Origin of the sequence: Streptomyces sp. NPDC046925 (genome assembly GCF_040644915.1) — a bacterium.
Classification (GTDB): domain Bacteria; phylum Actinomycetota; class Actinomycetes; order Streptomycetales; family Streptomycetaceae; genus Streptomyces.
The window spans coordinates 31,662-46,370 of record NZ_JBEYWZ010000026.1 but is presented as its reverse complement, the minus strand read 5'-3'; the positions used below and the strand labels follow the sequence as shown (position 1 = coordinate 46,370).

Annotated in this window: 11 protein-coding genes; 2 read left to right on the top strand and 9 right to left on the bottom strand. The window is 70.4% G+C overall.

Features of this window, described 5'->3' with window-relative positions; genetic code table 11:
* Positions 1-315: 315 nt before the first annotated feature.
* Complete coding sequence (locus ABZ906_RS45655) at positions 316-1,323, bottom strand: stage II sporulation protein M (RefSeq protein ID WP_361393210.1); 1,008 nt, start codon at positions 1,321-1,323, stop codon at positions 316-318.
* Between the two features lie 89 nt (positions 1,324-1,412).
* On the opposite strand from ABZ906_RS45655, the gene ABZ906_RS45650 reads away from it, so the two are divergent.
* Positions 1,413-2,372 carry an RDD family protein gene (locus ABZ906_RS45650; protein WP_361393208.1) on the top strand — a complete coding sequence of 320 codons (960 nt, stop codon included), beginning with the start codon at positions 1,413-1,415 and terminating at the stop codon, positions 2,370-2,372.
* 34 nt (positions 2,373-2,406) lie between these two features.
* On the opposite strand, the gene ABZ906_RS45645 is transcribed toward ABZ906_RS45650, so the two are convergent.
* A complete protein-coding gene (locus ABZ906_RS45645) occupies positions 2,407-3,021 on the bottom strand; it encodes a hypothetical protein (RefSeq protein WP_361393206.1) in 615 nt (204 codons plus the stop codon).
* 206 nt (positions 3,022-3,227) lie between these two features.
* On the bottom strand, positions 3,228-4,685 hold the full coding sequence (gene ahcY / locus ABZ906_RS45640; protein ID WP_361199364.1) for an adenosylhomocysteinase: 1,458 nt from the start codon (positions 4,683-4,685) through the stop codon (positions 3,228-3,230).
* Between the two features lie 484 nt (positions 4,686-5,169).
* Between ahcY and ABZ906_RS45635 the strand changes: the two genes are divergently transcribed.
* On the top strand, positions 5,170-7,251 hold the full coding sequence (locus tag ABZ906_RS45635) for a fructose-specific PTS transporter subunit EIIC (RefSeq protein WP_361393204.1): 2,082 nt from the start codon (positions 5,170-5,172) through the stop codon (positions 7,249-7,251).
* A 121-nt stretch (positions 7,252-7,372) separates the two neighbouring features.
* Here ABZ906_RS45635 and ABZ906_RS45630 read toward each other — a convergent pair whose 3' ends face one another.
* The 6 genes from ABZ906_RS45630 to ABZ906_RS45605 all read right to left on the bottom strand — a co-directional run bounded on the left by ABZ906_RS45630 (position 7,373) and on the right by ABZ906_RS45605 (position 14,566).
* Positions 7,373-8,332 carry a cation transporter gene (locus ABZ906_RS45630; protein WP_361199359.1) on the bottom strand — a complete coding sequence of 320 codons (960 nt, stop codon included), beginning with the start codon at positions 8,330-8,332 and terminating at the stop codon, positions 7,373-7,375.
* Between the two features lie 116 nt (positions 8,333-8,448).
* Positions 8,449-9,606 carry a mannose-6-phosphate isomerase, class I gene (gene manA / locus ABZ906_RS45625; protein WP_361393203.1) on the bottom strand — a complete coding sequence of 386 codons (1,158 nt, stop codon included), beginning with the start codon at positions 9,604-9,606 and terminating at the stop codon, positions 8,449-8,451.
* A 93-nt stretch (positions 9,607-9,699) separates the two neighbouring features.
* Positions 9,700-10,896 (bottom strand): SIS domain-containing protein, encoded by a 1,197-nt coding sequence (locus ABZ906_RS45620; protein WP_361393201.1) that lies wholly within the window; start codon positions 10,894-10,896, stop codon positions 9,700-9,702.
* A gap of 62 nt (positions 10,897-10,958) precedes the next feature.
* On the bottom strand, positions 10,959-11,135 hold the full coding sequence (locus ABZ906_RS45615; RefSeq protein ID WP_190083431.1) for a Trm112 family protein: 177 nt from the start codon (positions 11,133-11,135) through the stop codon (positions 10,959-10,961).
* Between the two features lie 293 nt (positions 11,136-11,428).
* A complete protein-coding gene (locus ABZ906_RS45610; RefSeq protein WP_361393200.1) occupies positions 11,429-12,793 on the bottom strand; it encodes a phosphomannomutase/phosphoglucomutase in 1,365 nt (454 codons plus the stop codon).
* Positions 12,794-12,949: 156 nt separating this feature from the next.
* A complete protein-coding gene (locus ABZ906_RS45605) occupies positions 12,950-14,566 on the bottom strand; it encodes a lactate permease LctP family transporter (protein ID WP_361393198.1) in 1,617 nt (538 codons plus the stop codon).
* Positions 14,567-14,709 lie beyond the last annotated feature (143 nt).

Here is a 14,709-nt window from a genome sequence, read left to right as displayed (position 1 = left end):
CTATCAGACTCTTTCGTGTCCGATTTCCTCGGTGCCTTTCCGGTTCCCGCTCCGGCCTTTCGGCTTTCGCGTTTCCCTTTCCGGCGGTTCCGACTTTATCAGAAGTTTTCGGCCGGTCTTACCGGCCTGATGTTTCCGATTTATCGGGAGTGGCTTCTTGGCTTATGAGAATCAAGAAGCAGGCAGATGTTAACTGCCACCACTGGACTTGTCCAGCTCTAGGCAACTGTTCGAATCTACCTCCCCGGTCCTTCCGTGTCAACGGTTTTTCCGGGGCGTCGAGGACACTAGCAGGTCAGCGGGGGCCGACGCACATCACGCTGCGGTGGGGACCGTGGCGCTGCGCTCCGCGGGGTCCAGGTCGCCCGTGGCGCCGGCGCGTGCTGCCCTGCCGCCCAGGACGTAGACGTAGGCGAGGAAGGCCAGTTCAGCGGCGATTCCGATGGTGATGCGGGCCCAGGTCGGGAGGCCGGAGGGGGTGACGAAGCCTTCGATGGCGCCGGAGATGAACAGGACCAGGGCGAGGCCCACCGCCATTCCCAGAGCCGCTCTCCCCTCCTCCGCGAGGGCTGTCCGGCGTGAGCGCGGGCCCGGATCGATGAGGGTCCAGCCGAGGCGCAGGCCCGTACCGGCAGCCACGAAGACCGCGGTCAGTTCGAGGAGGCCGTGCGGGAGGATCAGGCCGAGGAACGTGTCGAGGCGGTCGGCGGACGACATCAGGCCGATGCCCACGCCCACGTTCAGCATGTTCTGGAAGAGGATCCAGATGACGGGGAAGCAGAGGAAGGCGCCCAGGACCAGGCACATCGCCGCTGCCTGAGCGTTGTTCGTCCACACCTGGGCGGCGAACGATGCCGCCGGGTGGCTTGAGTAGTACGTCTCGTACTCGCCGCCGGGGCGGGTGAGTTCGCGCAGTTCGCCGGGGGCCGCGATGGAGGACTGGACCTCGGGGTGCGTGGCGATCCACCAGCCGATGATGACCGCGAGGAGCGTCGAGAGCAGGGCGGTGGGGACCCACCAGTGGCGGGAGCGGTAGACCGCTGCCGGGAAACCGTGGGTCAGGAAGTGCGTGGCGTCGCGCCAGGAAGCTCGGCGGGTGCCTGTCACCGCACTACGCGCGCGTGCCACGAGTCGGGTGAGACGGCCGGTGAGCTGCGGGTCCGGGGCGCTGGACTGGATCAGCGAGAGGTGGGTGGCCGTGCGCTGGTAGAGGGCGACGAGTTCGTCGGTCTCGGCTCCGTTGAGGCGGCGCTGGCGGCGCAGCAGGGCGTCGAGTCGGTCCCACTCGGCTCGGTGGGCGGAGACGAAGACGTCGAGGTCCATCAGGTGGCTGCTCCTCGTACTGCGGCGCGATGCTGCCTCAGCTTGGCAGACTGGCGGTTCCGACGGCAGGGCAGGGAAGGGCGGCTGGCGTGAGTGAGCTTGTGACGGGCGAGGCGGTGGCGCTCGAGCTGCGTCCGGCGAAGCTGCCGAGCCGGGGGCTGGCCGTACTGATCGACCTGGCGGTGATCTGGGCGGTCTACCTGGGGGTGACCATCGGGATCGTGGCCTCCACGTCCTCCTTGGACGACGCCGCGGCCGCTGCGGTGGCCGTCGCCAGCTTCGTGCTGATCCTGGTCGGTGGGCCGATCGCGGTGGAGACGCTCAGCCACGGAAGGTCGCTGGGCAAAATGGCGTGCGGGCTGCGGGTGGTGCGGGACGACGGGGGGCCGATTCGTTTCCGGCACGCGTTGGTGCGGGGTGCGGTGGGGGTCGTCGAGATTCTGCTGACGTTCGGGGTCGTCGCGTGCATCGCCTCGCTGGTGTCCGCGCGGGGGCGGCGGCTCGGGGATGTGTTCGCGGGGACGCTCGTCGTGCGGGAGCGGGTGCCCACCGGGCAGACGGCTTTCATTCCCCCGCCGCCGCCCTGGCTCGCGGGGCGGTTCTCCGGGCTCGATCTGTCCGGGGTGCCTGAGGGGCTCTGGCTGGCCATCCGGCAGTACCTGACGCGGATGGGGCAGTTGGATCCGCAGGTCGGCTGGGCGATGGCGGAGCGGCTTGCCGGGGATCTCGCGGAGCGTACGGGGGCGCCGGCTCCGCAGGGTGTGCCGCCCGCCGCGTATCTGGCGGCGGTCGTGCAGGAGCGGCAGGCTCGGGACGCTCGGCGGGCGTTCGGTGGTGGGCACGCGACGCCGCCCGTGAGGTATCCGGGCGGGGGTGTGCCTGCGGGGCCTGTCTCTTACCCGGCTCATCCGGCTCATCCGGCTCATCCGGCGGGGCCGGTTGCGCCGGCGGTCGGGCAGGAGCCGCGTGATGTGGCTCCGGTCGCCGGGCGGGACGGGGCTGGGTCTGGGTCCGGGTCTCCCGGCACCGGGTTCGTGCCGCCCGCGTAGGCCTCTGCGCCCGCGTAAGTCTGTGGGCCTTGGGTCAGGTGAAGGTCGACGGCGGGGATTCGAGGTTCTCGAGCTCGATGCCGGGGGCCGAGAGTACGACGTCGCCGGTGATGTGGATGGCGTGCTGCTCGCCGGTGTCCAGGGCTGTGACCTGGTATTCGTCCACGATCAGCGGGCCGTTGTCAGTGGCGTGTGCTTCGCTTTTCAGCAGGGCCCAGGACTGGTCGAGGGTGCGGGGGGCGAGGACCGGGTCGGTGAAGGCGACGAGGCGGACGCGGGTCGCGGGGGAAGCGGGGGTGAGGCGCAGCAGGCGTGTGGTCGCGACGAGGAATGCGGGGGATGTGCCGGTGAAGGCGTGGGCGGGGGCGTTGTCTTCTGTGGCATGGGTGCCGGTGGGGTCGGTGCGGACCCAGGTGACGCCGTCGATCGCGGCGGCGCGGATCTGCCAGTCCCCCGCGTGGAGTTCGAGGCGGATGGGTCGGCCGAGTTCGTCGAGGGCGAGGTCGACGGAGCCGGTGGGCTCGCCCGAGGGTGCGTTCCGCTGGGAGACGTAGCGCCAGCCGGAGGGGCCGGGGGCGCAGTGGAAGTGTTCCTCACCGAGGGGGGTGTGGTCGTGCGGGTCGTGAAGCGAATAGTGGCCGCGGGGCATGGGGGCTCGGTCCTTGTCGGGGGGCGGTTCTAGGCCGGGGTAGCAGAGTCGGCCTGGGTGGCAGGGTCGGCTGGGTGGCGGCGTCGGCTGGGGGCGGGATCGGTCGGTGTGGGTCCGGCGTATGGGCGCAGGCCCCCGCCCGTGTGGGCGAGGGCCTGCGGATGAGCCAGGGGCCGGGGCTGTGAGGACCGGCACCGCGGGGTCGGTCAGTAGCGGTAGTGGTCGGGCTTGTACGGGCCCTCTACCTCTACGCCGATGTACGCGGCCTGCTCGGGGCGGAGCGTCGTGAGCTTCACGCCGAGCGAGTCCAGGTGGAGGCGGGCGACCTTCTCGTCCAGGTGCTTGGGCAGGACGTAGACGTCGGTCGGGTACTCCTCCTGCTTGGTGAACAGCTCGATCTGGGCCAGGGTCTGGTCCGCGAAGGAGTTGGACATCACGAAGGACGGGTGGCCCGTCGCGTTGCCCAGGTTCAGCAGGCGGCCCTCGGAGAGGACGATGAGGACCTTGCCGTCGGGGAACGTCCACGTGTGGACCTGCGGCTTGACCTCGTCCTTGACGATGCCGGGGATCTTCGCGAGGCCGGCCATGTCGATCTCGTTGTCGAAGTGGCCGATGTTGCCGACGATCGCCTGGTGCTTCATCTTGGCCATGTCCGAGGCCATGATGATGTCCTTGTTGCCGGTCGTGGTCACGAAGATGTCGACCTTGTCGACGACCTCGTCGAGCGTCGTGACCTGGAAGCCGTCCATCGCAGCCTGGAGGGCGCAGATCGGGTCGACCTCGGTGATGATCACGCGCGCGCCCTGGCCGCGGAGCGACTCGGCACAGCCCTTGCCGACATCGCCGTAACCGCAGACGAGAGCGGTCTTGCCGCCGATCAGGACGTCCGTGGCGCGGTTGATGCCGTCGACGAGGGAGTGGCGGCAGCCGTACTTGTTGTCGAACTTCGACTTCGTCACGGCGTCGTTCACGTTGATCGCCGGGAAGAGGAGGGTGCCGTCGCGGTGCATCTCGTACAGGCGGTGGACACCGGTCGTGGTCTCCTCGGTCACGCCGCGGATCTCCGAGGCGAGCTGGGTCCACTTCTGCGAGCCCTCGGTGATGGTGCGGTTGAGGAGCTGCAGGATGACGCGGTGCTCGTCGGACTCGGCGGTGTCCTCGGAGGGGACCTTGCCGTCCTTCTCGTACTCGACGCCCTTGTGGACGAGGAGGGTGGCGTCGCCACCGTCGTCCAGGATCATGTTCGGGCCGCCGGTGGGGGTGTTCGGCCAGGTCAGCGCCTGCTCCGTGCACCACCAGTACTCCTCCAGGGTCTCGCCCTTCCAGGCGAAGACCGGGATGCCCTGCGGGTCGTCCGGGGTGCCGTTCGGGCCGACGGCGATGGCCGCGGCCGCGTGGTCCTGGGTGGAGAAGATGTTGCAGGAGACCCAGCGGACCTCGGCGCCCAGGGCGACCAGGGTCTCGATGAGGACGGCGGTCTGCACGGTCATGTGCAGCGAGCCCATGATGCGGGCGCCGGCCAGCGGCTGGGTGGCCGAGAACTCCTTGCGGATCGCCATCAGGCCGGGCATCTCGTGCTCGGCGAGGGTGATCTCCTTGCGGCCGAAGTCGGCGAGGGAGAGATCCGCGACCTTGAAGTCCTGGCCGTTGATGAGAGTCGACATTGGTGAGCTGCTCCTCGTGGGATTGATCGAGGGTGGGTGGACATGGCTGACCTGCGACGACGGTACGGAGAAGCACCGGCGCGCAGCAGCGCAGTCCGTCGGAGGCCCTCTCTCCCTCGGCCGGTACCCGTACAGGCACCGCCCGACCGCCATCAGCAGCGACGTCTGGCTCGGTCACAAAGCTACACCGATTGGCCCAGCGAGCCCCAGCCCGCCTCCCCGGGGGTGTCAGGACGAGCGGGGCGCCTACGGGTGGGACGCCCGCGGCCGGGAGGCAGCCGGGGACAGGGGGCAAGGAGGGAGCGGCCGAGGGCAGTCGGGGGCTGTCGCAGGGCACAGGCAGGGCACGGGCAGGGCCACGTACCTGCACATTCGGGACCTTTGCGCTTTGGAACATGCGCGCGCGTGTTGCAGGATGCCTTGAGATCGGGAACATTTGCGCGATCTTGTTTGACGAAGGCGTTGAAGGCGTTAGGAGATCCACGTGACCCGTCCGGCCGATCCCCCCATAGGCGGTGACGGCGGCGAGCAGCAGAAGAAGCTCAAGCTGCTCGCTGTGACCGCCTGTCCGACCGGTATCGCTCACACGTACATGGCGGCGGAGAAGCTCTCGCAGGCCGCGGAGAGCCTCGGCATCGACATGAAGGTGGAGACGCAGGGCTCCATCGGAGCCGAGAATGTCTTGACTGACAACGATGTCAGGGAGGCTGACGGCATCATCATCGCGGCCGACAAGGACGTCGACCGCGCCCGGTTCGCGGGCAAGCGCGTGCTGTCCGTCGGGGTGTCCGAAGGCATCAGCCACCCCGAGCAGCTGATCGAGCAGGTGCGGAGCGCGCCCGTGCACGGCGGCGGCAGCGGCGTCGACGGCGGTTCCGCGGCGACGACCTCCGGTGGCGGAGGCGGCAAGGAGCGGAGCCTCGCGTACAAGGCGCTGATGAACGGCGTCTCGTACATGATTCCGTTCGTCGTGGTCGGCGGGCTGCTGATCGCGATCTCGCTGTCGCTCGGCGGACACACGGACCCCAAGGGCGGGCTCGTCATCCCCGACGACTCGTTCTGGATGCACGTCAACCAGATCGGTGTCATCGGCTTCACGCTGATGGTGCCGATCCTCTCCGGCTATATCGCCTACGCGATCGGCGACCGGCCCGCGCTCGTGCCGGGCATGATCGGCGGCTGGATCGCCAACACCGGAGAGCTGTACGACTCCAAGGCGGGCGCGGGCTTCATCGGGGCCATCGTGACCGGCTTCCTCGCCGGTTATCTGGTGCTGTGGATCAAGAAGGTCAAGGTCCCGAAGTTCGCCCAGCCGATCATGCCGATCATCGTGATCCCCATCGTCGCGACGACGGCACTCGGCCTCTTCTTCATCTACGTCATCGGCAAGCCGATCTCGTGGATCTTCGAGCATCTGACCGACTGGCTCAGCGGTATGACCGGGACCAGCGCGATCCTGCTCGGCGCGATTCTCGGTCTGATGATCGCGTTCGACATGGGCGGCCCCGTCAACAAGACGGCGTTCCTGTTCGGCGCGGGGCTCATCGCGACCGGCAACCAGACCGTCATGGGCATGTGCGCCGCCGCGATCCCGGTCATGCCGCTCGGCCAGGGCCTCGCGACGCTGATCCGCAAGCGGCTCTACAACGAGCAGGAACGGGAAACCGGTCTGGCCGCGTTGTTCATGGGCTTCTTCGGCATCTCGGAGGGTGCGATCCCCTTCGCCGCGGCCCGGCCCGCGCAGGTCATTCCCGCGAACATGCTCGGTGGCGCCGTGGCCGGTGCCATCGCCGGTCAAGCGGGCGTCGAGGACGCGGTGCCGCACGGCGGGCCGATCGTGGCGGTCCTGGGTGCCGTCGGGGGCGTACCGATGTTCTTCGTCGCCGTTGCCATCGGCGCCGTCGTCACCGCCCTCACCACGGTCACCCTCGTCGACCTCAGCGAGCGCAAGCGGCGCGGGGCGCCGGTCGTCGACGTACCGGGCGGGCCCGAGCCGGTACTCGCGGGCGTGGGAGCGGGAGCAGGAGCAGGAGCCGTCGCCTCCGGGTCGTCCGCGACCCCGCCGAAGGCCGCTGCCGCAGCCGCCCCCTCCCCCGCGCAGGAGGAAGACGAAGTCCTCTCCGGCTATCTCACCGAGCAGACCGTCAAGGTCCGGTTGGACTCCGCCGACAAGGACTCCGCGATCCGCGAGATGGCGGGCCTCCTCGCCGCCACCGGCAAGGTGAACGACGTCGACGAGCTCGTGGCGACCGCTCTGCGCCGCGAGGCCCAGGGCACCACGGGCCTCGGCGAGGAGATCGCCATCCCGCACGCCAAGACCGATGCGGTGTCCTCGCCGGTCGTCGGGTTCGCGCGGTCGTCCGAGGGCATCGAGTGGGGTGCCATCGACGGTACGAAGGCCAAGCTGATCTTCATGATCTCCGTGCCGGAGTCGGCCGCGGGCGACGAGCACCTGCGGATTCTCGCGCTGCTCTCGCGCAAGCTGATGGACACCGGTTTCCGGGAGCGTCTTGAGGCCGCGCCCGACGAGGCGGCGATCCTCGAAGTACTGCGCGAGGTTCAGTAGCTTCGGCGGTTCAGTAACTTCAGCGGTTCCGTATACGTCGATGGGCCCCGCACCTGCACGGTGCGGGGCCCATCGACGTACGTACTCAGAAGATCGGTCTCAGAGAACCGGTCCCGGAAGGTCAGTGGCCGCCGGGCGACTTCGCCGGGTTCTTGCCCTCGGCTGCCGCCGTCTCGCTGTAGATGTCCGGCTCCAGGTAGATCACGCGGGCGATCGGGACCGCCGTGCGGATGCGCTCCTCGGCGGCGTTTATGGCGGCGGCCACCTCGGCTGCCGTGTCGTCGTGCTGGACGGCGACCTTGGCGGCGACGAGGAGCTCCTCGGGGCCGAGGTGCAGCGTGCGCATGTGGATGACGCGGGTGACGGTGTCGCCGTCGACCAGCGCCTTCTCGATCTTCTCGACCTCTTCGATGCCCGCGGCCTCACCCAGGAGCAGCGACTTGGTCTCCAGGGCGAGGACGATCGCGATCAGGATGAGCAGGATGCCGATGCAGAGCGTGCCGATGCCGTCCCAGACGCCGTCGCCCGTGCCGAGCGCGAGGCCGACGCCGATCAGGGCCAGGACCAGACCGACCAGGGCGCCCAGGTCCTCCAGGAGCACGACCGGCAGCTCGGGGGCCTTCGCACGGCGGACGAACTGGGTCCAGGTGAGCTTGCCGCGCGTCTGGTTCGATTCCTTTATGGCCGTACGGAAGGAGAAGGCCTCGGCGATGATCGCGAACACCAGAACGCCGACCGGCCAGTACCAGTGCTCGATCTCGTGCGGGTGCTTGATCTTCTCGTAGCCCTCGTAGATCGCGAACATGCCGCCGACCGAGAAGAGCACGATGGAGACCAGGAAGGCGTAGATGTAGCGCTCGCGGCCGTACCCGAAGGGGTGTTGGGGAGTCGCCTCGCGCTGTGCCTTCTTGCCGCCGAGGAGCAGCAGCCCCTGGTTGCCCGAGTCCGCGAGCGAGTGCACGCTCTCGGCGAGCATCGACGACGAGCCACTGAAGATGAACGCGACGAACTTCGCCACCGCGATCGCGAGGTTCGCGGCGAGTGCCGCGACAATCGCCTTTGTTCCGCCTGACGCGCTCATGTGTGCCCGTTGTCCCTTCGACTGCGTACGTTCCTCGTCCACCGCCGGGCGGCGCGCGCTGCTTTGCCCGCCCTTTGCGGTGGGTCATTGTTGCAGCACGAGGCGCTGGTGGTGCGTCAGGCCACCACAGTTGCACGGAAGACCGTGCCCACTCCGGACACTTCGGTCTTTTCGTCGGCGGGGACGAACACGGACTGTCCGGGCGTCAGTTCCCCGGCGTCGCCGACGCGGACCGAGCCCGCGACGCAGAGCAGGATCTGCGGCGTCGCGGCCGTGAGGTCGTGCGGTGCCGTCGCGCCCTCGGGCAGGACGAAGCGGGAGAGGCGGAACTCGTCGATCGGGGTTTCGTAGACCTCTTCGCCGTCGGGCGATGCCTCCGGGCGCAGGACGCCGGGGTCGGTCGGCTCGAAGCGGACGATGCGCAGGAGTTCGGGTACGTCGACGTGCTTGGGGGTCAGGCCGCAGCGCAGGACGTTGTCGGAGTTGGCCATGATCTCGACGCCGAGGCCGTCGAGGTAGGCGTGCGGGACTCCGGCGCCCAGGAACAGGGCCTCGCCGGGCTGCAGCCGGACGTGGTTGAGGAGCATCGCCGCGATGACGCCGGGGTCGCCGGGGTAGTGGCGCGCGATGCCCGCGTACGGGGCGTAGGCGCCGCCGATGCGTTCGGCGGCCTCGGTGACCTCGGTGACGGTGGCCGCCATCTCCTCGGGGTCCGCGGTCAGGACGGCCGTCAGGACCTCGCGCAGGGCGCCGTCCCCGGGCTTGGCGTGCAGGAGGTCGACGTACGGCTTCACGGTGTCGACGCCGAGGCCGGCAAGGAGGTCCGCGGCCTCGACGGGGTCGCGGAAGCCGCACAGGCCGTCGAACTCCGTCAGGGCGCAGATCAGTTCGGGCTTGTGGTTGGCGTCCTTGTAGTTGCGGTGCGGGGCGTCGACCGGGACGCCCCGGCTCTCCTCGTCCTCGTAACCTTCCCGCGCCTGCTCCAAGTCGGGGTGGACCTGGAGGGAGAGCGGGGCGCCCGCGGCGAGGAGCTTGAGGAGGAAGGGCAGGCGCGGGCCGAACTTGGCGACCGCGGCCCTGCCGAGCTCGCGCCCCGGGTCTTCGTCGATCACCTCGTCGAGCGGACCGCGCTCGGTGCGCGAGGGTGCGCCGGGGTGGGCGCCCATCCACATCTCGGCCTGCGGCTCACCGGTCGGCTCGACGCCGATGAGCTCGGCGATGGCGGTGGTGGAACCCCAGGCGTAGGGGCGGATGGTGTTGGTGAGGCGGTCCACGGAGGGGTTCTCCCTTACGTACGTGCGCGGTGCGGGGCGTTCGGTGGCGCGTGCCGGGTCATGGAGCTCGTGCCGTTCATGAACGGGCTGCGGTCATGATCCGTCCCTCGGGGCGAGCGCCAGGTAAACGGCGGCGAAATCCGTGACGGCGATCAGCTCCGCGAGGGTTTCCAGGTCGTCGCCGTCCTCCGGTTCGAGCTCGCTGATCGCGACGTCGTGGCTGTGGGCCAGCTCGCGGGCCGCGGGGGCGGCGCTGAGGCCTCCCGCGTCCGCCGGGCGGTCGCGGAGCAGGACGACGCGGGCCCGCAGGCGCTGGGGTTCCTCGACGCGGTCGCGGAAGAAGTCGTCGCCGTCGGCGCCGGGGGCGAGGTGGCCGGCGAGCAGGGCGCCGTGCGCGGGCAGCGCCTCGGGGAGCTCGCCCGCGACCGCCGGGTGTCCGGCGAGTTCGGCGAGCGTGGCGGCGAAGCGCCGGCCCACGGGGCCCGCGAGGCGGTCCTCGGTCCAGATGACCGGCAGGGCCTCGGCGAGTTCGGCGGCGAGCGTCTTGGCGGGGTTGCTGTGCATCGGGACGACCGGACCGCAGCGTTCCGCGAGGGTGTCGAGGCGGTCGGCGATCTTCTCCAGGGTCTCGACCGGAGCGGTGATCAGGCCGGTGCGGTCCAGGAGGACGAGCAGCGGGACGAGCAGGGCCCAGAGGGTGGCGGGGGCGGCTGCGGCGGCCTCGTCATCCAGGCGGCGCGCTTCGTACGACTCGGAGGCGCGCTCTCCGTCGTGCGGGGCTTCGTACTCCCCGTACGGGGAGGTGGCCATCGGGACCGTGAGGCCGTGCGAGCCTTCGACGCCCTCGGCGAGCGGTGTACGGGCGGGTGCCACCGCGACGACGGTGCAGCCACGGCGGTACGCCTGCTCGGCGAGGAGTTCGAGGCCCGGCTCCGTGCCGTCCGGGGTGGCGACGAGCAGCAGGTCCAGGGGGCCCGCCCAGCCGGGGAGCGCCCAGCGCAGGGCGCCTGCCGCGGGGGCGACGCCGGTGGGGGCGAGGCGGAGGACGGGGCAGCCCGCTCCGGCGAGGGTGCCGAGCAGGTCGGCCACGCAGGTGGCGGCGGTGCCGGGGCCCGCGATCAGGATGGCGCGGGGGCGGCCGTCCGGCTTGAGCTGCGTGAGGCCGGCCTCCGTGGCGTGCCGGACCGCGGTGCGGACGCGTGCTCCGGCCTCCGCTGCGCCGCGGAGGAGGCCGCGGCGGTCCGCCACGGCGAGGGCCTCGGGGGCGTCGAGCAGCGATTCGTCGAGCATGGGGTCGGGCCTCCGATTCGCCGGGCGGCGGGCGGGGCGCCGCCGGTCTCGCTGTGCGGGCTTCAGGCGGGGCGGCGGGCCTCGTCGACGAGGAGTACGGGGATGCCGTCGCGGACGGGGTAGGCCAGGCCGCAGTCCTTGCCTTCCGCCGTGCAGACCAGCTCCGTGTCCGCCTCCTTGAGGGGGGCGTGGCAGGCCGGGCAGGCGAGGATCTCCAGGAGGCCGGCTTCGAGCGGCATGGGGTGGGTCCCTTCGAGCGGGTCGGGGTGCGGATGTCGCCTGCTCAGCGTACCTCTGGCCCCTGGGCCTGGGGTTGCGTACTGCCGGGGCTTCGCCCCAGGCCCCCCTTGGGGTCACCCGTCGTTGCCTGCCTGCGGGCCGGTGGTGCGTTTGTGCCCACCCGTTCCGCCCTGCGGAACGCCTGCCCACAAACGCGGGAGCAGGGTGGGGGAGCCTTGCGGAACGCCTGCCCACAAACGCGGGAGCAGGGTGGGGGGCCTTGCGGAACGCCTGCCCACAAACGGGGCGGCTGCTAGTTCCTGATGATCTTTAGGGCCTCGTCCCGCGTCTTGCTCATCGTCGTCTCGTCCTTTGCTTCTACGTTCAGGCGCAGCAGTGGTTCCGTGTTGGAGGCTCGGACGTTGAACCACCAGTCCGTTGCCGTGACCGTGAGGCCGTCGAGTTCGTCGATGGTGACGCCGTCCTGGCCCTCGTACCTGGCCTTGATCGCGGCGAGGCGGGCGGTCTGGTCGTCGACCGTGGAGTTGATCTCGCCGGAGGCGGCGTACCGGTCGTACTGGGCGACGAGGGCCGACAGCGGGCCGTCCTGGCCGCCGAGGGCCGCGAGGACGTGGAGGGCGGCCAGCATGCCCGTGTCCGCGTTCCAGAAGTCGCGGAAGTAGTAGTGCGCGGAGTGCTCGCCGCCGAAGATGGCGCCCGTCTTGGCCATCTCCTCCTTGATGAAGGAGTGGCCCACCCGGGTGCGCACCGGCGTGCCGCCGTTCTCCCGGACGACCTCGGGCACCGACCAGGAGGTGATGAGGTTGTGGATGACCGTGCCCTTGCCGCCGTTGCGGGCGAGCTCGCGCGAGGCGACCAGGGCGGTGATCGCCGACGGGGAGACCGGGGCACCGTCCTGGTCGACGACGAAGCAGCGGTCCGCGTCGCCGTCGAAGGCGACGCCGAGGTCGGCGCCTTCCTGGCGCACCCGCTCCTGGAGGTCGACGATGTTCTTCGGGTCGAGGGGGTTGGCCTCGTGGTTCGGGAACGTGCCGTCCAGCTCGAAGTACATCGGTACGAGCGTCAGGGGCAGGCCCTCGAAGACCGTCGGGACGGTGTGCCCGCCCATGCCGTTGCCCGCGTCGACGACGACCTTGAGCGGGCGGATGGCGGTCAGGTCCACCAGGCCGCGCAGATGCGCGGCGTAGTCCCCCAGGGTGTCCCGCTGGGTGAGCGTGCCGGGGGTGGCCGCCGGCTCCGGGGCACCCGACTCCGACCAGCCCTCCACCAGGGCGCGGATCTCGGCGAGGCCGGTGTCCTGGCCGACCGGGGCGGCGCCCGCGCGGCACATCTTGATGCCGTTGTACTGCGCGGGGTTGTGCGAGGCCGTGAACATCGCGCCCGGCAGGTTCAGCGCACCCGACGCGTAGTAGAGCTGGTCCGTCGAGCACAGGCCGATCTCGGTGACGTCCACGCCCAGTGCCGCGGCGCCGCGCGCGAAGGCGCGGGCCAGGCCGGGCGACGACGGCCGCATGTCGTGCCCGGTGACGATCGCGTCCGCGCCCGTCACCTTCGCGAAGGCCGCACCGAACAGCTCGGCCAAGGTCTCGTCCCACTGGTCCGGGACCACCCCGCGCACGTCGTACGCCTTCACGATCTGGGACAGATCAGCAGTCACGGCCAACCCTCTCTGCAGGTTCTGCGAGTTCAGCGATTCCGGCGAGTTCTCGTCGGCCACCCCAAACTACCCGCAACAACCGACAACCAGCCGTGAACGTCATGAAGCCATGATCATTGCTGGTCGTCGGCGCGTCCGCCCGTCGTCAGGCCCTCGTCACGGCAGCATCCAGCCGAGCACCGCCGTGCTCTGCCCCACCACGATCAGGCACATCACCAGGAGCAGGCCGAGGCTCCAGGGCAGCACCTTGCGCAGCAGGTCGCCCTCCTTGCCCGCGAGCCCGACCGCCGCGCACGCGATCGTCAGGTTCTGCGGGGAGATCATCTTGCCGAGCACGCCGCCCGAACTGTTGGCGGCCGCGAGCAGTTCGGGCGAGAGCCCGGACTGCTGGGCCGCCGTCACCTGGAGCGCCCCGAAGAGCGCGTTGGCGGAGGTGTCCGAGCCGGAGACCGCGACGCCGAACCAGCCGAGCACCGGCGACAGGAAGGCGAGCCCCGCGCCCGCGGCCGCCACGAAGTGGCCGATGGTGGCGGCCTGTCCGGACAGGTTCATCACGTAGGCGAGGGCGAGCACGGAGGTCACCGTGAGGATCGCGAACCGCAGTTCGTGCACGGTCGCCGCCCATTCCCGTACCGCCACGCGCGCGTGCACCCCGATGACGGCCGCCGTGGCCACCCCGGCGATCAGCACGAGCGTCCCGCCCGTCGCCACGAGCGGCAGCGAGAAGAGATTGCCGCCGACCGGGTCGCCTCCGGGGTCGGCGACGTTCAGGAAGGGCCAGTCGAAGGTCTGTGTCGCCTTGGCCAACAGGTCCTTCACGGGCGGGATCTGGGCGACCGAGAAGATGGCGACGATGAGCGCGTACGGGGCGTAGGCGCGCAGGATCTCGGGGCGCGGGTCGTCGTGGTCCAGGTCTTCGCTGCGTACGCCGGTGAGGACCGCGACGCGTACGGGTTCCGATGCGGGCCTGCGCGCGCTCGGCACCGCCACGAGGGCGCCCGCGCCGGCCAACGCCGCCCCGATGTCGGCGAGCTGGGCGGAGACGTAGTTGGACGCGGCGAACTGCGCGGCTGCGAAGGCGAATCCGCAGGCCAGCGCGGGCAGCCAGGTCTCGCGCAGGCCGCGCCGCCCGTCCACGAGGCCGACCAGGAGCAGCGGCACGACGAGGGCGAGCAGCGGGGTCTGGCGGCCGACGACCGTGGCGACGGTGTCCAGCGGAAGCCCGGTGACCTGGGCGAGCGTCACCACGGGGGTGCCCATGGCGCCGAAGGCGACGGGCGCGGTGTTGGCCACGAGGGCGACGACCGCGGCCTTGACCGGGTCGAAGCCGAGCGCCACCAGCATCACCGCGGAGATGGCGACGGGCGCCCCGAAGCCGGCGAGCGCTTCCAGGAGCGCCCCGAAGCAGAAGGCCACGACGAGGGCCTGGATGCGCGGATCGTCGGAGAGCCGTCCGAAGGAGCGGCGCAGGATGTCGAAGTGCCGGGTGCGGACCGTCATCCGGTACACCCACAGGGCGTTGACGACGATCCACAGGATGGGGAAGAGCCCGAAGAGGGCGCCTTGCGCGGCGCCCGACGCCGTCTGGCCGAGCGGCATCCCGTAGACGAGCCAGGCGACGAGGGCGGCGACGCCGAGGCCGATGAGGCCCGCGCGGTGGGCCTTCATGCGGACGACGCCGAGCAGGACGAGGACGGTGAGGAGGGGCAGGGTCGCGATGAGGGCGGACAGGCCGAGCGAGTCGGCCACGGGCTCCAGCTGCTGCACGTACACGGACGGCTCCCCGGTTTCCGTGATGCGGAAAGTGATCTCTCACGAGTGGGGGAATGGTCACGTCGGCGCCATGTGCACGTCAATGGGTCGTACGGGAGAAGTTGTTCAGCGCTAAACGACAGGGGTCTACGAAGCGGGGCGTA

Excerpts from the sequence above, each read along its gene's own strand:
- ABZ906_RS45645 (WP_361393206.1), bottom strand. The coding sequence starts at position 3,021 with ATGCCCCGCGGCCACTATTCGCTTCACGACCCGCACGACCACACCCCC.
- ABZ906_RS45615 (WP_190083431.1), bottom strand. The coding sequence starts at position 11,135 with ATGCCGCTCGAAGCCGGCCTCCTGGAGATCCTCGCCTGCCCGGCCTGC.
- ABZ906_RS45620 (WP_361393201.1), bottom strand. The coding sequence starts at position 10,896 with ATGCTCGACGAATCGCTGCTCGACGCCCCCGAGGCCCTCGCCGTGGCG.
- ahcY (WP_361199364.1), bottom strand. The coding sequence starts at position 4,685 with ATGTCGACTCTCATCAACGGCCAGGACTTCAAGGTCGCGGATCTCTCC.
- ABZ906_RS45630 (WP_361199359.1), bottom strand. The coding sequence starts at position 8,332 with ATGAGCGCGTCAGGCGGAACAAAGGCGATTGTCGCGGCACTCGCCGCG.
- ABZ906_RS45655 (WP_361393210.1), bottom strand. The coding sequence starts at position 1,323 with ATGGACCTCGACGTCTTCGTCTCCGCCCACCGAGCCGAGTGGGACCGA.